Below are 19648 nucleotides of genomic sequence, written 5' to 3'. Positions count from 1 at the left end.
GGGCCGGTGTCACGCCCCCGGGCCGGTCCGCGACCCCGGGGCGGGGCCGGCGGCCCCGGGCTCCGGCCCCGCCTGCGCTGCGGTCCGGTCCCGGACGGGCCCCGTCCCAGGGGTAGGCCCTGCCAGGGTGGCGGGGTGCCGGTGGCCGTAGGGGCCGGTTCCGGGATCGGTGGTGGGGGTCCCGGCGGGCGGACGGGGGTGGTGACGTTGGTCATCCCGGGAACCCGGCATCCCCCGCGATAAGGGCATATGACGGAGGCCCTCCCCCACCCCCGCCCCGATCGCCATTCCGCTCGCCGCCACCCGCCCGCTAGGGTCTGCGCATGAGCGCACCCTCGGGGGGAGGGAAGGAACCGGAAACGATGGCCGTACCCGTACCGCGGCAAAGGGAGATCCCGGTCGCGGAGAGCGGTGCGGCGGCCGCGCCGCCGGTCACCGCCACCGCACCCCCGGCGTCACTCACCCTGCTGGTGATAGAAGACGACCCGGCGGGCGGACTCACCGTCCCCGAGATCCTCGACGCCGACGGCCACCGCATCCGGCTGCGCAGCGCCCGCAACCTCACCGAGGCCGCGCGGCTGCTGACGCCCGACGTGCACTGCGTCCTGCTGGACCTGGGCCTCGCCCCGTCCGGCACGGGTTCCGGCACGGGTTCCGCCGCCGGTTCCGCTACGGGCTCCGCCGCCGACGCCGAGGACGACGGCCTCAGCGTCGTGCGCCAGGTCCTGCGCCTCGCCCCGCGGCACGCGGTCCTCGTCCTGACGGCCGAGGCGGACGCCGACCGCGCCGCCGAGGCGGTCCGCGTCGGTGCCCAGGACTTCCTCTTCCGCGACGAGCTCGACGGCCGGCTCCTGAGCCGGGCCATCCGCTACGCCGTGGAGAGAAAACGGGCGGACATCGCCCAGTACAAGCTCGCAGAATCGAAACTGCGCGCCCAGGAGAACGCCCGTCTCGAACGCGGCCTGCTCCCCACTCCCCTGCTGGAGGGCTCCGACCTCCGCTTCGCCGCCCGCTACCGGCCCGGCCGCAGCCGGGCCCTGCTGGGCGGGGACTTCTACGACGCCGTCCGCACCCCCGACGGCACCGTCCACGCGATGATCGGCGACGTCTGCGGCCACGGCCCCGACGAGGCCGCCCTCGGCGTCGAGCTGCGCATCGCCTGGCGCGCGCTGACCCTGGCCGGGCTGTGCGGCGACGACCTGCTGGCCACCCTCCAGGAGGTCCTGGAGGTGGAGCGGCCCTGCGAGGAGATCTTCGCGACGCTGTGCACCGTGGACATCTCCCCCGACGGCCGCCGCGCGGGTCTGTGCCTGGCCGGCCATCCGGCCCCGCTCATATCGAGGCCGGGCCGCCGCGCGGAGCTCCTCCCGTACGAGAACAGCGGCCCGGCGCTGGGACTGCTGCCCCGGGCCCGCTGGCCCCGCCGCCAGGTCGACCTGGGCGGCACCTGGAGCCTGATGCTCTACACCGACGGCCTCATCGAGGGCCGTATCGGGGAGGGCCGCGAACGGCTGGGCCAGGACGGGATGGTCGAGATGATCAACCGCCACCTGGAGCGCGGCCTGAGCGGCGAGGGCCTCCTGGAGGCCTCCGTCACCGAGGCCCGCCGCCTCAACGGCGGGGAGCTCACCGACGACGTGGCGGTGGTCCTGCTCTCCCGCGCGGCGGGCTGATCCGCCCGGTCGTCAGGGAGCGGACGGATCAGCGGCCGCCGTTGTACGGGCCGTACGGTCCGTCGCTGCTGCTGCCGCCCCGGCGACGGCCGCCACCGGACACCTGCTTGAGGGCGGGGCGCACGTCGACCATGAACACGATGCTCGCCACCAGGCCCGCGATCTGCAGGAACAGCATCCCGAGGAAGAAGTCCACCAGGAGCGTGACGCCCAGGATGACGCACCAGAACGTCTTGGTCTGCTTCTCGGCGGCCCGGTAGGCGTCCTCGCGCGCCATCACCGCGAAGACGAAGGCCACCACGGCGATCGCCAGCATGGCGTAGCCGAGCAACGGCAGCACCCCGTTGTTGAACCCCTGCATCAGCATCGTCCGGACCGCCTTCTCACCTCGGGCACACCTGACTCCACGCTACCGCCGGAGTCCCTTTCCCAAACGACAACGAACCGGGCACCGCTCGGGTGCCCGGTCCGCGGTGCGTCGATCAGCTTTCGTCGCCGGACGTGGCGGCGGCCTTCTTGGCCGTGCCGGACGTGCCGCGGCGCGCGGTGGTCTTCCTCGCGGCGGGCTTCTCCTCGGCCCCGGTGGACGCCTCGGCGGACGCCCCGGTGGACGCCTCGGTGGCCGGCTCGCCCTCCGTCGCGGCCTGCGGCTCGGACGCCTCGGGCTCCACGGCCGCGGCGATGTCCACGATCTCCTCGGCGACCTCGCCGCGCCAGGACCGTACGGCCTGCTCACCGTGCTCGGCGACCTTGTCGTAGGTCTCCTTGGCCCGTACGGCGTACTCGGCGGCCACGCCGACGCCGCGCAGCGCCAGGTCCTGGGCGGTCTCGCCCAGCTTCTTCGGGTCGATCGCGCCGAGGACCTCGGTGAACTTCGCGGTGACCGCCTCCTGGGCGACCTTGGCCTTCTCCTGCACGGCCTTGGTGTCCGCGTTCTTCACGGCCTCGATGCGCGCGGGGGCCTCGGCGCGCAGCTGCTCGATGAGGCCGGGCACCTTCTTCGCCTGCTGGACGGCGAGGTCGGCGGTACCGGCGGCGAAGTAGAGGGGGGTGGGGTCGGTGAGGGTCTTCTTCAGGTCATCGGCGATGGCCATGTGCTGGTCCTCCCGGATCACAGTCAGTTCGTAGGGGGCACCGCGGTGGTGTCGGAGTCGGCGCCGGGTCCGGATTCCGTGCCCGGAGCGGGAGCGGAAGCCGGAGCGGAACCCGCGGCGGCGGCGGAGCCGTCCGTCCCGGTCCCGTCCTCCTCCAGGGCGTTCTCCCTGCGGAACGCGTCGTAGATCTGGAGCAGCACCTGCTTCTGCCGCTCGTTGATCGACGGGTCGGAGAGGATGACGGCGCGCGTCTCCACCTCGTCCCGGTCCCGCTCGTCGAGGATCCCGGCCTGCACGTACAGCGTCTCCGCGGAGATCCTCAGCGCCTTGGCCAGCTGCTGGAGGATGTCCGCGCTCGGCTTGCGCAGCCCGCGCTCGATCTGGCTCAGGTACGGATTCGACACCCCGGCGGCGTCGGCGAGCTGCCGCAGCGAGAGCTGGGCCTGCCGCCGCTGCTCGCGGAGGTATTCGCCGAGGTTTCCGACGTTGAGCGATGCCATGCCACGATCCTGCCGCACCTTGCTAACTATTGCAAGCGGATGCTTGCAATAGCTCCCAGTGTCCCCGGCACCCACTTTTTTGTGGGTACTTGGCCGCGCCCGCCGTCCGGGCGAGGCTTGTCACGAGCGGCCGGCCCGGACGCGGAAAGGAGAGGGAGCCGGGCCGGGATCCAACGGGCCGGGGGTCCAACCGGGCCCAGGAGGCCGAGCGGCCCTACGAGGCCGAGCGGTCCTCGGGGGCCTCGGTGAGCCGCTCCAGGCGGCGGTGGCCCCAGTCGGAGACCGGGCCCAGCGCCTCGGAGAGTTCGCGGCCGAACCCCGTCAGGGAGTACTCGGTCTTCAGCGGCAGCACGTCGTGCACCTCCCGGTGCACCAGGCCGTCGGTCTCCATCTCGCGCAGCGCCTGGGTCAGCACCTTCTCGGTCAGCCCCGGCAGCAGCCGGCGCAGCTCGCCGGGCCGCCGCGGACCGGATTCCAGCAGCCACAGCAGCGCGGTCTTCCACTTGCCGTCGATCACGGCGATCGCCGCCGTCACCCCGCAGACGTTCGGGTCCGAGGCCCGGCTGCGCGTCATCTTCGCCCCTTTTCCTGTCTGTTCCCGTTGCTCCAGAGGGAGTTCCACCATGCAGTCTGCCGTCACCGTCCTCGGCCTGGGCCCGATGGGCCGGTCCCTGGCCCGCGCCTTCCTGGACGCCGGCCTGTCCGTCACCGTCTGGAACCGGACCCCCGGCCGCGACCAGGAGCTGGTCGAACGCGGGGCCGTGGGCGCCTCCTCGGCAGAGGAGGCCGTCGCCGCCGGCGCGCTGAGCGTCATCTGCGTGGTGAACTACGACGCGGCCGACGCCGTCCTGCGGGCCGAACCGGTCACCCGCGCCCTCAAGGGGCGCACCCTCGTGAACCTCTGCGCCGACACCCCCGACCGGGCCCGGGAGACGGGCGCCTGGGCGGACCGCCACGGCATCCGCTACCTGGACGGCGCGATCATGACCCCGACCACCACCATCGGCACCGCCGCCTCGGTGTACATCCACAGCGGCCCGCGGGACCTCTACCTGGAACACCGCCCCCTGCTGGAGGCGCTGGGCGGCACCCACACCCACCTCGGCGAGGACATCGGCCGGGCCGCCGCCTACGACATCGCACTGCTGGACGTCTTCTGGACGGCGATGGCGGGCTACGCGCACGCCGTGGCGCTCGCGCGGGCCGAGGGCGTCACCGCGCGGGAACTCGCCCCCTTCGCCCAGGGCATCGGCGCGATCCTGCCGCCGCTGTTCGCGGAGACCGCGGCGGACTTCGACGACGGCGGCTTCTCCGGGAACGGCAACCCGCTCACCTCGGCGGTGTCGAGCATGGCCCACATCGTCCACGCCTCGGAGGCGCACGGCATCGACGCGGGCGTGATGCGCGCCGCCGAGGGAACGGCCCGGCGGGCCATCGGGCTGGGCCACGGGGCGGACGGGTTCATCCGGGTCGCCGAGGTCCTCGGCCGCCACCGCTGACCGGGCCGGCGGGTGCCCAGGAAGACCCTCCGGCGCACCCGCCGGGGCACCCGCCGGGGCACCCGCCGAAAGTTTTTCCGGGAAGCTGTCACATCCGTACTTCGGCGCGGGTCAAAGGGATGTCGAACGAACGAGACACCGCCCCGAAGGAGCCCCCGATGTCCACCACCGCCACCGTCGTCACCCTGATCGCCGCCTTCATGGCCGGATTCTCCGGGGCCTCGGTCTTCTTCCGCGCCAAGTTCGTGGTCGAGCCCCTCGCCGAGTACGGCGTCCCGCGCAGCATCTGGAACCTGCTCGGCGCCGCCAAGGCCGCCGGGGCCGTCGGCCTCCTCGTCGGCTTCGCCGTCCCGGCCATCGGGATCGCCGCCGCCATCGGCCTGGTCCTCTACTTCACCGGCGCCGTCATCACCGTCCTGCGGGCCCGCGCCTACGCCCACGCCGTCTTCCCGATGATCTACGCGGCCCCCGCCGTCGCCGTCCTCGCCCTGGTCGCCTGAGACCCGGGCGGGGACGGCGGGCGGCCCGTCCTCAGCCCTGCGGGTCCAGGGCCGTCAGGTCCAGCAGGTCCAGCCGCTCCGGGTCGGACAGCACGTCGATCGCGACGATCTTCCCGCCGACGACGGTGAAGGCCATCACCGACACGGCCCGGTCCTTGCGCACCACCACGACACCCGCGGCGCCGTTGATCAGCGCCGGGCGGACGAACGGGACGAGCGAGGCGTACGTGACCGCCTGGCCCGCGACCGTCCGCGCACCCGTGAGCACGACGGTGAGGGCACCGCCCGCACCACCGTCGGAACGCAGCACCACGTCCGGGTCGAGTACGGACACCAGCGCCTCGAACCGCCCGTCCCGCGCTGCGGCGAAGAACGCGTCCACCGCCTCCCGCTGGCGCGCGAGGTCCGGATCGGGAGCCGGAGCCTGCCCCTGCACCTTGCGCCGGGCACGGGTGGCCAGCTGCCGGGTCGCCGCCGAGGTCTTCTCGATCAGCGGGGCGATCTCGTCGAACGGGACCGCGAACATGTCGTGCAGGACGAACGCCAGCCGCTCGGCGGGCGACAGCGACTCCATCACCACCATCAGCGCCAGCCCGACCGAATCGGCCAGCAGCACCTCCTGCTCCGGGTCGATCCGCCGCTCGGAACCGATCAGCGGGTCCGGGATCCGGGTCTCCGCCCGCTCCATCGGGTCCTCACGACGCTGCTCGCGCGAACGCAGCAGGTTCAGGCACAGCCGCGAGACCACCGTCGTCAGCCACCCGCCGAGGTTCTCGATCTCGGTCGCGCCGGTACGGTCCAGCCGCAGCCACGCCTCCTGGACCGCGTCGTCGGCCTCGCTCAGCGAGCCGAGCATCCGGTAGGACACCGCTCTCAGATGACTGCGGTGCTCCTCGAAACGCTCGGCCAACGAGGCCGCCACCGGGGGCATCACCGGGGGCGTCGGCGAAGAACTTCCGTCCACGTGTCACATTCCTTCCTCACTGCGGGTCAGTGCAGTAGACCCCACTCACCCGGACGGGGTTGTAGCCGGGAGGCCAACTCCCGGTCCACCGATCGGAGATGAACCGGATGACCGAGACGAACGCACCCCACGGCCCGCTGCTGGTCACCGGCGGCACCGGCACCCTCGGCAGCCTCGTCGTCCCGCTGCTGCGCGCGGCCGGACACCCCGTGCGCGTGCTGACCCGTACCGCCCGCGAGGCCGCGGACGGGGTCGCGTACACGAGCGGGGACCTGGTCGCGGACCGGGGCGTCGACGCCGCCATGGAGGGCGTGGAGACCGTCCTGCACCTCGCGGGCGGGGCCAAGGGCGACGACATCGCCGCCCGCAACCTGGTGCGCGCCGCGAAGGCGGCCCGCGTGCGCCACCTCGTCCTGATCTCGGTGATCGGCGCGGACACCGTTCCCCTGGGCTGGTTCCGGGCCAAGCTGGAGGCCGAACGGGCCGTCTCCGGCTCCGGGTTGCCGTGGACGATCCTGCGCGCCGCCCAGTTCCACGAGCTGGCCTTCACCGTGGCCGGGAAGCTGGCCGGACTGCCCGTGGTCCCGGTGCCGGGCGGCCTGCGCTGGCAGCCCGTCGACTCCCGCGACGTCGCGGAGCGGCTCGTCGAGCTGGCCCTCGGCAAGCCCGCCGGGCTCGTCCCCGACCTGGCCGGACCCGCCGTCCTGGGCCTCGGCGACCTCACCCGCGACTACCTCCGGGCCCACGGCCGGCGCCGCCCGACGCTGCCGGTGCGGATGCCCGGCAAGGTCGGCCGCGCCTACCGCGCCGGGGTCAACCTCTCCCTCGACGGCGCCGTCGTGGGAGAACGGACCTGGGAGGCCTTCCTCGCGGAACGCGTGGGCTGAGACGCGGGAACCGAGGACCGGAAGAGGCCCTGGGGCCGGGACCCCGGCCCCGGCCCCGGCCCCGGCCCCCGGCCCCCGGTACCCGGCCGCCGTTCAGCCCGCCGCCCCCCGTCAGCCCGCGGCCGGGGCCGTCCCGATGACCACGGTCGCGTACCGCTCCTCCGAGGTGACCGCCCGCACCGCCAGCCCGCCCGACGTCAGGGCGGACGCCGTCAGCGGCGCCTGCCGGGCGCTGGTCTCGATCAGCAGCCGGCCGCCCGGGGCCAGCCACCGCACGGCGTCCGCGGCCACCCGCCGGTGCACGTCGAGCCCGTCCGCGCCCCCGTCGAGGGAGACCAGCGGCTCGTGGTCGCGGGCCTCGGACGGCATCAGCCCGATCTCCTCCGTCGGCACGTACGGGGCGTTGACCACGAGAACGTCCACCCGCCCGCGCAGCTCCGCCGGGAGCGCCCCGTACAGGTCGCCCTCCCAGACCGCGCCGCCGTACGGGGCCACGTTGCGCCGGGCGTACGCCAGCGCGGCCGGGTCGATGTCGGCCGCGTGCAGCTCGACCCCGCCCGGCACCTGCGAGGCCACCGCCGCCCCGAGGGCGCCGACCCCGCAGCACAGGTCCAGCACGACCGCGCCGGGCCCGGCCAGCGCCACCGCCTCCTCGGCCAGGAACTCGCTGCGCCGGCGCGGCACGAAGGCCCCCGCGCCCACCTCCACCCGCAGCCCGCAGAACTCCGCCCAGCCCACGACGTGCTCCAGCGGTTCACCGCCCGCCCTGCGGGCCACCAGGTCCGCCAGGTGGCCGTCGTCGGTGGCGGCCGCGACCAACAGGTCCGCCTCCTCCTCGGCGAACACGCAGCCCGCCGCGCGCAGCCGTTCCACGATCGTCAACACGTCACTCTTCTCCTGGTTTCTCACGATGGTGTCAGAGCGGAGGATCAGAAGATGTCCGGGCACCAGGGCCTGCGCGCGGTGCGGAAGACGGCGTCCGCGAGCTCCACGGCGCCCGGCCGCTCCCCGGCCACCCGGCCCAGCTCGGCCAGCCTGACCGCCGAGGCGTCGCCGAGGTACAGGGCGCCCAGCGCGGACACGTCGAGCCGCAGGTCCGCGGGCTCCTCCGTACGGACACACGTACCGGCGCCCGCGTCGAGCCGGTAGCGCCCGCCCGCCGGGCCGTCCGGGTCCGCGACCTCCAGGACGAGGGTCCCGGGCACGGCGTACGTCCGCGCGGACAGGGCCCGTACGACGTCCAGCACGCGCACCCACAGGAAGTCGGCGGCGGTCACCAGCCGGGCCGCGCGCGGGTCGGGCAGCAGGTCCGGCACGAGGCTGTCGGGGGCGCGGTAGCCGGTGCGGACCTTGAGCACCCAGTCGATGGAGCACAGGAAGTGCCACAGGGCCCGCTCCGCCCGCGGGGTCACGGCGATCAGGTCCGTGACGTACAGGGTCTGCTGCGGGACCTTCGCATCGGTCCAGTGGTCGTCGGCCCGGTAGGCGGCCAGCCCGGCCACCTCGCCGTCCGGCGTCCGGTACACCGCGAACATCTTCTGCTTGTAGGGGCGGTGGGACATCTGGGCCAGCCCGGTCACCAGGTCCCACCAGCGGTCGTCCCGCCCGATCGTGCCGTGCGCGGTCGCGCGCAGCCGCTCGTGCAGGGCGGGCCCCACCCGGCGCGCCTCCGCGGCGTCGACGAGGTCGATCCGGCTCCCGTCGGCGGGGAGCGGCCGGTGCCGGTCCAGCCCGGTGCGCGGGACGTCGATCTCCCACTCGGCGAGGGAGGCGGCGGGCCCGAAGCCGTAGCGCCCGTAGATCGGGTACTCGGCGGCTATCAGGGTGGCCAGGACGTCGCCGCGGGCCTGGGAGGCGGCGAGTTCGGCGGCCATCATGCGGGTCAGCAGGCCCTGGCGGCGGTGGGTGGCCAGCACGGTGACGTTGGAGACCGCGCTGCACGGGACGGTGGCCCCGCCGGGCACGGTCAGCTCCTGGGTGAAGGAGCGGAAGGTCGCCACGCAGCGGCCGGTGACGGGGTCGAAGCCGCCCTGCACGCGGGCGAGGTCACTGTGGGCGGCGCGCTGCGCCACATCGGATTCCGTCGGGGTGGCCGGGGTGAGGAATCCGGTGTTGAGGGTGGTCAGCCAGTCGGGAAGTTCGGATGCGGCGATCGGCCGGACGTCAGCACTCATAACCGGCCACGCTAACGGCCGTACCGCGCCGGGTCGCCCGAATTTCCGCTGGTGGGGCGGAGGGTGCCGACGGGGTGCCCGGGGGCCTGCCGGGGGGGCCGGGTCCGGCCGCTACGCCAGCAGGTCGTCCACCTGCGCCTCGCCCTCCCGGTAGCGGCGGGTGATCTCCGCGCTGGAGTCGTCCGCCGTGCGCTGGAGCTGCTGCCGGCGCCGCGAGACCTGCTGTTCGTACCCGACCAGCCGGCCCATCGCGTCGTGCAGTTCGGCGTCCGTGCGCGCGGCCAGGTCCGACAGCTCGACCTCGGACAGCATCTCCGCCGCCAGCAGCCGGAACTCCTCGTTGTGCGGGGTGCCGAGCGTGACGTGCCGGGCTGAGGCGCTGCGGCTGGAGGGGGCGTCGGCCAGGATCTCCGACAGCCGGTCCACCACCGGCGCCTCGGGGTCCGTACGGCGGGCGAGCTCGGCGCGCAGGATGTCGATGCGGCCCTGCAGGAGTCTGCGCACGTAGCTCAGGTCCGCCTCGTCGCGCTGGGCGTCGCGGCGCAGGGCGCGCAGTTCGGGCAGGCCGAGCGCGGTGGCGGGGGTGGTCGGCCCCGGGTCGCCGGTCCGCTGCGCGGGTGGCCGGGCCGCCGGTGCGGCGGCCTGTGGCACGGGTACTGCGGGTGCTGCGGGTACAGGTACGGAGGTACCAGGGATATTCATGTGAACGTGTCCGTCCCCTCGACCGGTGCTGGGGGCACCGCCTGCGTGCATGGTGCCACTCCGTGTGGTGTGGACGCAGTCCCACTCCACCCGATCGGCCCCGGACGGGTGCACGCCTGGTACACAGGTGGTATGCGAGCAGTGGTGCAGAGGGTGGACGGCGCGAGCGTCGTCGTGGCGGGCGAGACGGTCGGCGAGATCGTCGGCGAGGGCTTGTGCGTGCTGGTGGGGGTGACCCACGACGACACTCCGGAGAAGGCGGCGCTGCTGGCGCGCAAGCTCTGGTCGGTGCGGATCCTGGAGGCGGAGAAGTCCTGCAGCGACGTGGGCGCGCCGCTGCTGGTGATCTCCCAGTTCACGCTCTACGGGGACGCCCGCAAGGGCCGCCGCCCCACCTGGAACGCGGCCGCGCCCGGCCCGGTGGCGGAGCCGCTGGTCGACGAGGTGGTGGCGCAGCTGCGGGCGCTGGGCGCGACGGTGGAGACGGGCCGGTTCGGCGCGGACATGCGGGTCTCGCTGACCAACCACGGCCCGTTCACCATCGTCATCGACATCTAGGACGCTTCCCGGCGCACGGCCCGGCGCGCCACGCCACACGCCACGCCACACGCCACGCGGCGCTACGGCGCTACGGCGCTACGGCGCTACGGCGCTACGACGACCTCCTGCGCGGCGGCCGTGTTCCCGGCCAGCAGCGGGGCGTCGACCGGAACGTTCCGCTTGACCAGCGCGAGGGCGATGGGCCCGAGCTCGTGGTGGCGCACGGCGGTGGTGACGAAGCCGAGCTGACGGCCCTCCTCGCCGTCGGCCGCGAGCCGTACGGGCGCGCCGTGCGGCGGGAGCAGCACCTCGGAGCCGTCCAGGTGCAGGAAGACCAGGCGGCGCGGGGGCTTCCCCAGGTTGTGGACGCGGGCCACCGTCTCCTGGCCGCGGTAGCAGCCCTTCTGGAGGTGGACGGCGGTGCCGAGCCAGCCCAGCTCGTGCGGGATGGTGCGGTGGTCGGTCTCCAGGCCGAGCCGGGGCCGGTGGGCCTCGACGCGCAGGGCCTCGTAGGCGAGGAGTCCGGCGGCGGGGCCGTGCGCGGCGGCGAAGGCCTCCAGTCCGTCGCGCGGGAGGAACACGTCGCGGCCGTGGGCGGTCTCGCGCACGGGGTGTTCCGCGGCGATCTCGGCGATGGAGCCGGCCGGGAGGTGGACGACGGCGAAGGCGTCGGTGCGATCGGCGACCTCGACGCGGTAGAAGAACTTCATCGACTCCAGGTAGGCGATGAGCGCCTCCTGGGTGCCGGGCTCGACGTGGGCCCACACGGTCTCGCCGTCGTCGACGAGGTAGAGGGCGTGCTCGATGTGCCCGTTGGCGGAGAGGATCAGCGCCTCGGTGGCCTGGCCGGCCGGGAGGTCGCTGACGTGCTGGGTGAGCAGCAGGTGCAGCCAGGCGAGGCGGTCCGGTCCGGTGACGGTGACGACCCCGCGGTGGGAGAGGTCGACGAAGCCGCGGCCGTCGGCGAGGGCGCGCTGTTCGCCGTAGAGCTCTCCGTAGTGGGCGGCGACGCCCTCGTCACGGCCTTCGGCCGGTACGGCGCCGCTGAGGTGGAGCAAGGGGCTGCTGGTCATGACACCCAGCCTACGACCCCGCCGGTGTCCTCACTGAGGGCGCTCGGCGGCGCACTTCGCGCACCGGCCGAAGATCGCGAAGTGCTTCATGTCGGTCTCGAAGCCGAAGGTGGTGCGCAGCTTCGCGGTGAACTCGGCGGCGACGTCGAGGTCGGCCTCGATCACCTCGGTGCAGTCGCGGCACACCAGGTGGATGTGGTGGTGCCGGTCGGCGAGGTGGTACGTGGGGGCACCGTGCCCGAGGTGGGCGTGCGAGACCAGTTTCAGCTCTTCGAGCAGCTCCAGGGTCCGGTAGACGGTGGAGATGTTGACCCCGGAGGCGGTCTTGCGCACCTCGACGAGGATCTCGTCGGGGGTGGCGTGTTCGAGGGCGTCGACGGCTTCGAGCACGAGCTGGCGCTGCGGTGTCAGCCGGTAGCCGCGCTGCCGCAGGTCGGTCTTCCAGTCGGTGGTCGCCACCCGGCCAGTGTAAGCGCGGGAAGGGGACCGCGGGCCAGGCCGCGGTCCCCTTCCTTCGTCATCGTGCGCAGCGGCTCAGCGGGCTCAGCGGAAGAAGGCGATGCCGTCCTCGGGGAGCTCCGGGAGGTTGCGCGCCATGTCGGCGATCTCCTCCGGGGTGACGACCTTCTTGAGCTGGGCCGACATGTAGGGGCGCAGCTCGACCTCGGGGGTGGCCTTCTCCCCGACCCACATCAGGTCGCTCTTCACGTACCCGTAGAGGCGCTTTCCGCCGCTGTACGGGCCGGAGGCGGCCGTACGGGCCACCGCGTCGGTGACCACGTCGATCTGGGGCTTCTGGTCGGCGAGCTCGCCGTACCAGACCTCGACGACGCCCTGGTCGCGGACCATGACGATCTCGACCTTGCGGTCGGCGTCGATGCGCCAGTAGCCCGACTCGGACTCCAGCGGGCGCACCTTGTTGCCCTCGGCGTCGAGGACCCAGGTGTGGGAGGTGTACTCCAGGAAGTCCCGGCCGTCGTGGCTGAAGACGACTTCCTGGCCGAAGTTGCACTTCTCTTCACCGGGGAAGTCGAAGACGCCGGCGCCTTCCCAGTTGCCGAGGAGGAAGGCGAGGGGGACGAGGCCCGGGTTCAGGTCGGACGGGATCTGGATCATGGTTGGCTGCTCAGGCGATCTGTGGGAGGGGTTCCGGGGCGGTCGGCCGGTCGGCTGCTGCTCAGCGCTGACCCTGGTACAGCTTCTTGACGGCCAGGCCGGTGAAGGCCGTGACGCCGACGCAGACCAGGACCAGCAGGGAGGTGAAGACTGCCTCAAGCACGGTGTGCTCCTCGGAGGATTCGGTGCGGTGTACGGGCCGGTCCCCAAGCCTACTGGCCCGGGAACCGGCACACCGTAGGAGGTAGGCCGTACCGGCCCCGCCCCCGGATGGTCAGCCCAGCAGCTGGCCCTGGAGGATCACGGCCTGGTGCAGGGGGACGGCCGGCGCCGCGCCCTTGCGGCTCTGCAGGATCACGGCCTGGACGTCACCCGACTGCACGCAGCCGGCCCTGATCTGCTCGTCACCGAACGGGACGGATTCCTCCAGGACCTTCACGCCGTCGGCCGGCGGGGCACTGTTGGCGGTGCGGGCCTCGTCCCAGGCGTCGTCCCACCGCATCTGGCTGACGCCGTTCAGGTTCATCCCGGTGCCACAGCCCTTGAAGGTGTCCGCGAAGCCCGACGCGTGGAAGCGCAGCAGGTAGACCCGGGTCCGGACGCCGTCCGGGGTGGTCCAGCCACGGCCCACGATCTGGCGCAGCCCGTCGTCGGTGAAGTCCTGCTTCATCTTCGCGCGCGCGTCGGCCGCGTACTCCTCCAGGAAGGTGTCCACGGTCACGGCCGAGTCCTTCTCCGGCTTCAGCGCGGGGTCCGGGGTGGATCCGAGCGGGGCGGGCAGGAGCAGCTGGGTCAGGCCCGCGTAGTGGATGCCGTCCGCGTTGTCCGGGGCGAAGGGCACCGGAGCGCCGGGGGGCAGGGTGGGCTTGCCCAGCGCCGGGTAGGCCCAGCGGCCGTCGGACCGGGTCGACAGGCCCGGGATGTCGGTGCGCTCGGGCTGCACCAGGCCGTAGGCGGCCCCCGTGCCGGCGACGCCGAAGGCGAGGACGGCCGCGCTCCAGCGCAGGACGGCGCGCAGCACGCGGCGGTCCTTGGGGGGCGCGGGCGCCACGGGGCCCTCGGTGGGGGCCGGCGGGGGCTCGGGTGCCTCTGGGGCCGCGGGGGCTCCGAGGGCGTTCTGCTCGGTCACACGGACTCCCCGGGGGACTTCAGGTGGGTCAGCTGGTTCTTGAGGAACGTCGCGGCGTCGGACTTCGAGAAGCTGTCCTTGGGTCCGTAGGCGCGGAAATTGACCATCACGTCGCCCTCGACGGCCACGCAGTAGAGGGAGTCGATCCTCTCCTGCTTCTCCTCGCCCACGGCCAGCAGAGAGCACTTGGCATCCGGGAAGCCGTCCACCTTCGGCGCGTCGCGGTCATCGCCGATGAGGTCGAGGAGCTTCTTGGAGACCTCGGCGAACGCCCCCACGGCCCGCGGGTCGGCCTGCATGATGCGGATCTCCACCACCAGCCCTCTGTCACCGGTGTAGCTACGCCCGGCCAGGCCCTTGAGCTTGAGGTCGGCCAGCATGTCGTCGCGCTTCTTGCGTTCCGAGTTCGACAGGCCCTTGCGGGCTTCCTTGAAGCCCTCGGTGGCCTTGTCCCCGGAGACGAAGAAGTTGTTCCCGTCGCCCGCGAGGTCGGGCCCCGGAGCGAAGCCGGAGGGAACGGGGAGCAGCTTGCCCGAGAAGGCGCTCTCGGGCACCGGTTCGGGCTTCTTGACCTCGGGCAGCTTCCCGCCCGCCTCGACCCAGTAGGCGGTCGGCGCGGTCCGGTCGGCGTCCGCGAGGGCGGAGGACGCCCAGACCCCGCCGCCGACGAGGGCGAGCGCGGCCACAGCCACGGCCGTGAGAGTGACCGTCGTCCTACGGCCACCCGTCCGCGGGGTTCCGGCCGGGTCGGCCGGGGCCTCGGGTGCCGGGGTCGTCCCGGTCTGCGGCTCGGTCACAGTCGCTCCAGCTGTCGCTTGGCCAGGTCGATGACATCGCTCTCGGCTATCCGGCCGCCGCGCGTGTCGACGTAGAAGAGGTCCAGAACGATGTCACCGCGACGGACGATGGCCCGGCCCTCGCGGATCGGGGCGGAACCCGGCTCCTCATGGGTTTTCGACGCCACCCAGACGCGCCCGAGCTCCGCGGGGACGCCGGGGATGGCTACGCCGTCGTTGCCCGCGTTCCTCTCGAAGCGCATGTAGCCGCTCTGCGCCCTCTGGTAGCCGTTCGCGCCGGAGAAGTCGCGGAACTGCACCAGCCGCACCTCGACACGGATGTCGTCCTGCCTCCAGACGGTCGTCGCGAGGCGCCGGAAGCCGTCCTTCGACAAGTTGCGCAGGGCGCCGTCCGGCGTTCCGAAGGTTGTCGCGAAGGAGTCGAGGCTGTCGTAGCCGCTGTCCTCGGCCTTCGCCCCGGCCGGCACCTCGATCAGGAGCTCGGTGAGGTCGCCGTCGGTCTTGTGCCAGCGGTTGGCGTTGACCGTCTTCCACGTCGTGGTGTCGTCCGGCGCGAGCGCCTTGGGCGTGTCCAGCTTTTGCTGGGCCAGCGGGGGCAGCGGGGTGGGGTCTCGGTCGTACTGGACCGCGTAGCCGGTGGCGGTGCCGGCGAGGGCGCCGAGGACGACGGCGGCAGCGATCAGGAGGGTCGTGCGGCCCCGGCGCCGGGGCGGGCGCGCGTCAGGAGCCGGATCGTGCTCGTGTTCCAAAGGGGTCCCCCACAGGACTGGAGGCGTCGGGTTCGTTTACCCGCGCACACCGGAGACACCTTCGAGGGGGGAGCAGTTGTACGCATCTTTATTACGGTCTTATCTCCGGACGCGTTCAGTCCTCGCGGCGCCGTTTTCCGTCCAGTTCGTCCCACCACTCGTCCGATTTCGGATCGCCGGACGGGTCGTCCCACCAGCGGTCGTCGGGGCCCCGGCGGTTCGCGACCATCGCGGCGACCGGCGGGATGACCATGGCGACCACGCACATCGCCACCGCCGCCTCCACGGAGAACAGGCGCACGAAGGACCAGGCGGAGACGAAGAGGAACAGGCATCCGCCCATCAGCAGGAAGTAGGCGCGCCGGCGCCGGGCGTACATACCTCCAGCGTAGGGCCGTCCCCCGCCGGTGCAAGGGTCCGGACGGCACGAAGGGCCGCACCCCGGTCCAGTGGCGTCCAACCCCCGGGGGTGCGGCCCTTCGGCCGGTTCAGCTGGCGGTCGTTCAGACCGCGATCGCGACGTCCGTCACGCCGCCGGCCTCGGCGACCACGACGGCACGGTCGGCCTGGGCACCCGGGACGAGCGCGCGCAGCGTCCAGGAGCCGGTCGCCGCGTAGAAGCGGAACTGGCCGGTCGCGGAGGTCGGGACCTCGGCGGTGAACTCACCGGTCGAGTCCAGCAGGCGGACGTATCCGCTGACGGGCTCGCCGTCCTTGGTCACCTGGCCCTGGATCGCGGTCTCACCGGGCTTCAGCGTCGCGAGGTCGGGCCCGCCGATCTGTGCTCCACACATGTTCTCTGTCCTGTCCTAGAGAGGTTCTGCTGCTACGGGGCGCCGGGCGTCGCGTGCCCAGGCCTCCGGCGGGATTACTTGTTGGGGCCGAGCTCGATCGGCACGCCGACGAGCGAGCCGTACTCGGTCCAGGAGCCGTCGTAGTTCTTGACGTTCTCCTGGCCCAGGAGCTCGTGCAGCACGAACCACGTGAGCGCGGAGCGCTCACCGATGCGGCAGTAGGCGATGGTGTCCTTCGTGTCGAGGTCGACGCCCTCCGCCTGGTACAGGGCGGTCAGCTCGTCGTCGGACTTGAAGGTGCCGTCGTCGTTGGCGTTCTTCGACCACGGGATGTTGCGGGCGCTCGGCACGTGGCCGGGGCGCTGCGACTGCTCCTGGGGAAGGTGCGCCGGGGCGAGCAGCTTGCCGGAGAACTCGTCGGGCGAGCGGACGTCGACCAGGTTCTGGACGTTGATCGCGGCCACGACGTCGTCGCGGAAGGCGCGGATCGAGCTGTCCTGCGGCTTGGCCTTGTACGCGGTGGCCGGGCGGTTCGGGACGTCCTTGCCGTCGACCAGGTCGCGGGAGTCGAGCTCCCACTTCTTGCGGCCGCCGTCGAGGAGGCGGACGTCCTGGTGGCCGTAGAGCTTGAAGTACCAGTAGGCGTAGGACGCGAACCAGTTGTTGTTGCCGCCGTAGAGGACGACGGTGTCGTCGTTGGAGATGCCCTTGGCGGAGAGGAGCTTCTCGAAGCCCTCCTGGTCCACGAAGTCGCGGCGGACCGGGTCCTGGAGGTCGCTCTTCCAGTCGATCCGGACGGCGTTGGTGATGTGGTTCTTGTCGTACGCGGACGTGTCCTCGTCCACCTCGACGATGACGACGTTGGCGTCGTTCAGGTGGGCCTCGACCCAGTCGGCGTCGACGAGGACGTCGCTGCGGCTCATGGTGTTCTCCTCCGGGGCAGTGTGCGGCGGGGCGGTGCTGGTGCAGTGCAGCTGCGGGGCGGTGCTGGTGCGTACGTGCCGTTCCGGGTGGCGCGCTCGGGACCTGCGCGGGGAGCGACAGGGGGCAGGAGGCGGGAAGCGGGGGCGGTCACGCCGCGGATGAAGGGCCGTCGTCCGGCCGGTGGAGCGGAAGGCTCACACCGCTCAAATGGAGCGACAGAGCATGGCGGCGACGCGACACAGGTCTACTGCCCGCCGCTTCGTGAGGTCCGCCTGCTGATGCTTCATAGCCATGGATCGTAGGGACGAATCAGCCGCCCTGTCACCGGCGTGTCATATTCCGAGACAGGATCGTCCGCATGGCGGGATGAGAAAGCCCCGGACGGCCGCCTCGCGGCCCCCGGGGCTCTTCGCACGGCCCGTCCTTCTGCAGGTCGGACCGGGTCGTCTCACTATCCGGCCAGCACCACGTCCGTGCCGCTCAGCGTGACGTGTACACCCTCCGCGTCGGAGGTCAGCCCGGTGAGGCCGAGCCCGGACGGCAGACCCCCGTCGATGCGGCGATCGAAGTCGGTCCGCTTGCGGACCAGGCTCTCGATGCCCGGTATCCCCTCGCCCGGCACGGACTCCGCGCGGACCCTGACGACCTTCCCGTTCTTCCCGTCGTTCGCGTCCACCAGCGTGACGGTCGACACCACGTCACGGGTCAGGCGCTTGCCGAGGACCTCCACCGTCGCGGTCACCTTCACCTTGCCCGGCGCGCCGCCGTAGGTGAGGTTCACCCCGCTCTGGGAGGCCTCGGTGAGGTCCGCGTAGGAGATCAGCGCGGTGCCCTCCGCCCGCTTGGCGGTTCCACCGCTGTAGCCGGCGTTCAGCTTCACCTCGCGGAAGCTGGCGTCGAGCTCCGTCAGACGCGTCTTGCGGCCGTCGGCGGCGGCGTCGACGCCCTTCAGCTTCAGGTCCACCCGCTCCAGGTCGTGGCTGAGCGCCTGGGTCAGGAACGGGAAGCCGTGGATGTTCACCTCCACGCTCCCCGCGAGCCCCTGACGGGCCTGGAGGCGGTCGGCGAGCCGGTTCTCGGCATAGCCGACCGCCCAGCGGTCCGCGCCCACGAACAGGGCCCCCAGAACCACTCCGACGATCAGTACGAAGCGCAGGAAACGCAACGGACCCTCCCCCTACTTATCGGTACGTGCGTTCTAGTGGACCATGGTCCGCCGTCGGGACCCCGTCAGCCCACCACCCGGCCCAGCAGGTAGACGGCGGGCGCGGCGACCGCCAGCGGCAGCGCGACACCGGCCGTCATGTGGACGAACTTCGACGGGTAGTCGTACGCGGCCACGCGCAGACCCACCAGCGCGCAGACCCCGGCGGCCAGGCCGAGCAGCGCCCCGCCCGCCCCGATGCCGGTCAGTCCGCCCACCGCGATGCCCGCACCGGCCGCGGCGGCCAGCGAGACGCCGACGGAGGGCGCGGTCGGCAGCGGCAGGGCCCGCGCGAACACGGCGACGGCGACGGCGGCGGCGCCGACGCTCACCGCCTCCCCGTCGGCGGCGAGGAAGCCCGCGCACACGATGGCCAGGGCGGCGGAGGCCACCGAGGCCATCAGTCCGTACATCCGCTCGTCGGGGTCCGCGTGGCTGCGCAGCTGGAGCACCAGCGTGAGCAGCACCCAGGCCCCGATGGTGCCGATGATGGCGCCGGGGCCGTACGGCCGGTCCACCGCGAGCACCGCGCCGTCCGCGACCACGGCCCCGGCGAAGGCGAGGGCGATGCCCTGGCGGGCCGGCCACATGCCGTTGAGGCGGAACCAGCCGGCCGCGGTGAGCGCCTGGAGGGCGATCAGCGGCAGGAGCAGGGCGTACGGGCCCAGCACGGCGGCCCCGGCCAGCAGCAGCCCGAGGCCGGCGGTCAGCAGGGCCGACTGCGGACCGGGGTCGATGATCGGCGACCGGCCCTCGGCGCGGGCCTGGGCCGGGTCGACGGCGCGCAGGGTGTTCCCGCCCAGCGTGGGCGGGGAGTACTCGGCCTCCGGGCCTCCGGGCACGGACGCGGGAGCCTGCGGGGCCGCGGCGGCGGAGGGCACGGGCGGCAGGTACGCCGTCCGCTCGGCCGCCGCGTCGGGGGCGGGCGGCTGCGGCGGCAGGTAGGCCGTCCGCTCGGCGGCGGCCTCCGTCACCGGCGGCAGGTACGCCGTCCGCTCGGTGTCCCAGGCCTGCGGCTGCGGCGCCTGGGCCTGGACGGGGGGCAGGTACGCGGTCTGCTCGGCGGCAGTGTCCCGTACCGGCGGCAGGTACGCCGTCTCGGCGGCGGCGTCGGCTCCGACCCCCGGACCACCCGGCCACGGAGCCTGCGGCGCGGCCGCGGGCTCCCGTACCGGCGGCAGGTACGCCGTCTCGGCGGCGGCGTCGGCACCCGGAGCACCCGGCCACGGCGCGGCCGCGGGCTCCCGTACCGGCGGGAGGTAGGCCGTCTCCGCTGCGGCGCCGGGCACCGGGGACTGCTGCTGCCACGGCTCGGCCCGCTGCCGGTCC

The 19648-nt window shown here is 73.1% G+C and carries 25 protein-coding genes; 5 read left to right on the top strand and 20 right to left on the bottom strand.

Translation table 11 applies throughout. The features are described from left to right. Positions 1-323 precede the first annotated feature (323 nt). Positions 324-1673, top strand: a complete 1350-nt coding sequence (locus tag ACZ5D2_RS18755; protein WP_371677426.1) for a PP2C family protein-serine/threonine phosphatase — start codon at positions 324-326, stop codon at positions 1671-1673. 28 nt (positions 1674-1701) lie between these two features. Here ACZ5D2_RS18755 and ACZ5D2_RS18750 read toward each other — a convergent pair whose 3' ends face one another. From ACZ5D2_RS18750 to ACZ5D2_RS18735, 4 genes are all read right to left on the bottom strand, one after another. Continuing rightward, positions 1702-2040 carry a DUF2516 family protein gene (locus ACZ5D2_RS18750; RefSeq protein ID WP_371677427.1) on the bottom strand — a complete coding sequence of 113 codons (339 nt, stop codon included), beginning with the start codon at positions 2038-2040 and terminating at the stop codon, positions 1702-1704. 115 nt (positions 2041-2155) lie between these two features. Beyond that, entirely contained in the window at positions 2156-2767 is a 612-nt protein-coding gene (locus ACZ5D2_RS18745) for a hypothetical protein (protein WP_468930515.1), read from the bottom strand. Between the two features lie 23 nt (positions 2768-2790). Next, complete coding sequence (locus ACZ5D2_RS18740) at positions 2791-3267, bottom strand: helix-turn-helix domain-containing protein (RefSeq protein ID WP_371677429.1); 477 nt, start codon at positions 3265-3267, stop codon at positions 2791-2793. A 214-nt stretch (positions 3268-3481) separates the two neighbouring features. Continuing rightward, positions 3482-3841, bottom strand: coding sequence for a winged helix-turn-helix transcriptional regulator (locus ACZ5D2_RS18735; protein ID WP_371677430.1), 360 nt, complete (start codon positions 3839-3841; stop codon positions 3482-3484). Between the two features lie 49 nt (positions 3842-3890). Here ACZ5D2_RS18735 and ACZ5D2_RS18730 point away from each other — a divergent pair, with 49 nt between their 5' ends. Both ACZ5D2_RS18730 and ACZ5D2_RS18725 read left to right on the top strand, forming a co-directional pair. Then, a complete protein-coding gene (locus ACZ5D2_RS18730) occupies positions 3891-4766 on the top strand; it encodes an NAD(P)-dependent oxidoreductase (protein ID WP_371677431.1) in 876 nt (291 codons plus the stop codon). A gap of 158 nt (positions 4767-4924) precedes the next feature. Next, entirely contained in the window at positions 4925-5266 is a 342-nt protein-coding gene (locus ACZ5D2_RS18725; protein WP_371677432.1) for a DoxX family protein, read from the top strand. A gap of 31 nt (positions 5267-5297) precedes the next feature. On the opposite strand, the gene ACZ5D2_RS18720 is transcribed toward ACZ5D2_RS18725, so the two are convergent. Next, a complete protein-coding gene (locus tag ACZ5D2_RS18720; protein WP_371681205.1) occupies positions 5298-6197 on the bottom strand; it encodes a sigma-70 family RNA polymerase sigma factor in 900 nt (299 codons plus the stop codon). A gap of 140 nt (positions 6198-6337) precedes the next feature. On the opposite strand from ACZ5D2_RS18720, the gene ACZ5D2_RS18715 reads away from it, so the two are divergent. Continuing rightward, positions 6338-7117, top strand: a complete 780-nt coding sequence (locus ACZ5D2_RS18715) for an SDR family oxidoreductase (RefSeq protein ID WP_371677433.1) — start codon at positions 6338-6340, stop codon at positions 7115-7117. Between the two features lie 111 nt (positions 7118-7228). On the opposite strand, the gene ACZ5D2_RS18710 is transcribed toward ACZ5D2_RS18715, so the two are convergent. From ACZ5D2_RS18710 to ACZ5D2_RS18700, 3 genes are all read right to left on the bottom strand, one after another. Then, positions 7229-7999 carry a putative protein N(5)-glutamine methyltransferase gene (locus tag ACZ5D2_RS18710; RefSeq protein WP_371681206.1) on the bottom strand — a complete coding sequence of 257 codons (771 nt, stop codon included), beginning with the start codon at positions 7997-7999 and terminating at the stop codon, positions 7229-7231. A 47-nt stretch (positions 8000-8046) separates the two neighbouring features. Continuing rightward, on the bottom strand, positions 8047-9291 hold the full coding sequence (locus ACZ5D2_RS18705; RefSeq protein WP_468930509.1) for a GNAT family N-acetyltransferase: 1245 nt from the start codon (positions 9289-9291) through the stop codon (positions 8047-8049). Between the two features lie 111 nt (positions 9292-9402). Continuing rightward, complete coding sequence (locus ACZ5D2_RS18700; RefSeq protein WP_371677435.1) at positions 9403-9993, bottom strand: RsiG family protein; 591 nt, start codon at positions 9991-9993, stop codon at positions 9403-9405. 132 nt (positions 9994-10125) lie between these two features. Here ACZ5D2_RS18700 and dtd point away from each other — a divergent pair, with 132 nt between their 5' ends. Continuing rightward, entirely contained in the window at positions 10126-10551 is a 426-nt protein-coding gene (gene dtd / locus ACZ5D2_RS18695; RefSeq protein WP_214939324.1) for a D-aminoacyl-tRNA deacylase, read from the top strand. An 86-nt stretch (positions 10552-10637) separates the two neighbouring features. Here the strand turns inward: dtd and ygfZ are convergent, their stop codons facing one another. From ygfZ to ACZ5D2_RS18635, 12 genes are all read right to left on the bottom strand, one after another. Beyond that, positions 10638-11606, bottom strand: coding sequence for a CAF17-like 4Fe-4S cluster assembly/insertion protein YgfZ (gene ygfZ, locus ACZ5D2_RS18690; RefSeq protein WP_371677436.1), 969 nt, complete (start codon positions 11604-11606; stop codon positions 10638-10640). Between the two features lie 30 nt (positions 11607-11636). Then, positions 11637-12065 (bottom strand): Fur family transcriptional regulator, encoded by a 429-nt coding sequence (locus tag ACZ5D2_RS18685; protein WP_266840638.1) that lies wholly within the window; start codon positions 12063-12065, stop codon positions 11637-11639. Positions 12066-12149: 84 nt separating this feature from the next. Next, the gene (locus tag ACZ5D2_RS18680; protein ID WP_030232302.1) at positions 12150-12722 is read right to left on the bottom strand and encodes a heme-binding beta-barrel domain-containing protein; all 573 of its coding nucleotides are present in this window, start codon (positions 12720-12722) and stop codon (positions 12150-12152) included. Between the two features lie 274 nt (positions 12723-12996). Then, positions 12997-13851: a hypothetical protein gene (locus tag ACZ5D2_RS18675; protein WP_371677437.1), complete on the bottom strand. Its 855-nt coding sequence runs from the start codon at positions 13849-13851 to the stop codon at positions 12997-12999. Further along, positions 13848-14543: a hypothetical protein gene (locus ACZ5D2_RS18670; RefSeq protein ID WP_371677438.1), complete on the bottom strand. Its 696-nt coding sequence runs from the start codon at positions 14541-14543 to the stop codon at positions 13848-13850. The genes ACZ5D2_RS18675 and ACZ5D2_RS18670 overlap by 4 nt, the downstream gene beginning before the upstream one ends. Positions 14544-14644: 101 nt before the next feature. Continuing rightward, positions 14645-15397 (bottom strand): hypothetical protein, encoded by a 753-nt coding sequence (locus tag ACZ5D2_RS18665; protein WP_468930499.1) that lies wholly within the window; start codon positions 15395-15397, stop codon positions 14645-14647. Positions 15398-15512: 115 nt separating this feature from the next. Further along, positions 15513-15857: a DUF3099 domain-containing protein gene (locus ACZ5D2_RS18660; RefSeq protein WP_468930497.1), complete on the bottom strand. Its 345-nt coding sequence runs from the start codon at positions 15855-15857 to the stop codon at positions 15513-15515. 43 nt (positions 15858-15900) lie between these two features. Then, positions 15901-16191 carry a DUF1416 domain-containing protein gene (locus tag ACZ5D2_RS18655; protein ID WP_030030422.1) on the bottom strand — a complete coding sequence of 97 codons (291 nt, stop codon included), beginning with the start codon at positions 16189-16191 and terminating at the stop codon, positions 15901-15903. Positions 16192-16265: 74 nt separating this feature from the next. Next, entirely contained in the window at positions 16266-17114 is an 849-nt protein-coding gene (locus ACZ5D2_RS18650) for a sulfurtransferase (protein ID WP_356212979.1), read from the bottom strand. A gap of 204 nt (positions 17115-17318) precedes the next feature. Then, positions 17319-17402 carry a putative leader peptide gene (locus ACZ5D2_RS18645; RefSeq protein WP_359921537.1) on the bottom strand — a complete coding sequence of 28 codons (84 nt, stop codon included), beginning with the start codon at positions 17400-17402 and terminating at the stop codon, positions 17319-17321. 164 nt (positions 17403-17566) lie between these two features. Beyond that, positions 17567-18280, bottom strand: coding sequence for an LmeA family phospholipid-binding protein (locus ACZ5D2_RS18640; protein WP_371677441.1), 714 nt, complete (start codon positions 18278-18280; stop codon positions 17567-17569). 65 nt (positions 18281-18345) lie between these two features. Then, positions 18346-19608, bottom strand: a complete 1263-nt coding sequence (locus ACZ5D2_RS18635) for a hypothetical protein (protein WP_468930671.1) — start codon at positions 19606-19608, stop codon at positions 18346-18348. Between the last annotated feature and the right edge of the window lie 40 nt (positions 19609-19648).

The sequence above is a fragment of the Streptomyces sp. NPDC031479 genome (assembly GCF_055581065.1).
This window is presented reverse-complemented; position numbering and strand designations above follow the sequence as displayed.

Coding starts and splice junctions, on each gene's coding strand:
- dtd (WP_214939324.1), top strand. CDS start 10,126: ATGCGAGCAGTGGTGCAGAGGGTGGACGGCGCGAGCGTCGTCGTGGCG.
- ACZ5D2_RS18645 (WP_359921537.1), bottom strand. CDS start 17,402: ATGAAGCATCAGCAGGCGGACCTCACGAAGCGGCGGGCAGTAGACCTG.
- ACZ5D2_RS18700 (WP_371677435.1), bottom strand. CDS start 9,993: ATGAATATCCCTGGTACCTCCGTACCTGTACCCGCAGCACCCGCAGTA.
- ACZ5D2_RS18655 (WP_030030422.1), bottom strand. CDS start 16,191: ATGTGTGGAGCACAGATCGGCGGGCCCGACCTCGCGACGCTGAAGCCC.
- ACZ5D2_RS18705 (WP_468930509.1), bottom strand. CDS start 9,291: ATGAGTGCTGACGTCCGGCCGATCGCCGCATCCGAACTTCCCGACTGG.
- ACZ5D2_RS18715 (WP_371677433.1), top strand. CDS start 6,338: ATGACCGAGACGAACGCACCCCACGGCCCGCTGCTGGTCACCGGCGGC.
- ACZ5D2_RS18725 (WP_371677432.1), top strand. CDS start 4,925: ATGTCCACCACCGCCACCGTCGTCACCCTGATCGCCGCCTTCATGGCC.
- ACZ5D2_RS18735 (WP_371677430.1), bottom strand. CDS start 3,841: ATGACGCGCAGCCGGGCCTCGGACCCGAACGTCTGCGGGGTGACGGCG.
- ACZ5D2_RS18650 (WP_356212979.1), bottom strand. CDS start 17,114: ATGAGCCGCAGCGACGTCCTCGTCGACGCCGACTGGGTCGAGGCCCAC.
- ACZ5D2_RS18750 (WP_371677427.1), bottom strand. CDS start 2,040: ATGCTGATGCAGGGGTTCAACAACGGGGTGCTGCCGTTGCTCGGCTAC.
- ACZ5D2_RS18730 (WP_371677431.1), top strand. CDS start 3,891: ATGCAGTCTGCCGTCACCGTCCTCGGCCTGGGCCCGATGGGCCGGTCC.
- ACZ5D2_RS18740 (WP_371677429.1), bottom strand. CDS start 3,267: ATGGCATCGCTCAACGTCGGAAACCTCGGCGAATACCTCCGCGAGCAG.
- ACZ5D2_RS18720 (WP_371681205.1), bottom strand. CDS start 6,197: ATGCCCCCGGTGGCGGCCTCGTTGGCCGAGCGTTTCGAGGAGCACCGC.
- ygfZ (WP_371677436.1), bottom strand. CDS start 11,606: ATGACCAGCAGCCCCTTGCTCCACCTCAGCGGCGCCGTACCGGCCGAA.
- ACZ5D2_RS18680 (WP_030232302.1), bottom strand. CDS start 12,722: ATGATCCAGATCCCGTCCGACCTGAACCCGGGCCTCGTCCCCCTCGCC.
- ACZ5D2_RS18755 (WP_371677426.1), top strand. CDS start 324: ATGAGCGCACCCTCGGGGGGAGGGAAGGAACCGGAAACGATGGCCGTA.
- ACZ5D2_RS18745 (WP_468930515.1), bottom strand. CDS start 2,767: ATGGCCATCGCCGATGACCTGAAGAAGACCCTCACCGACCCCACCCCC.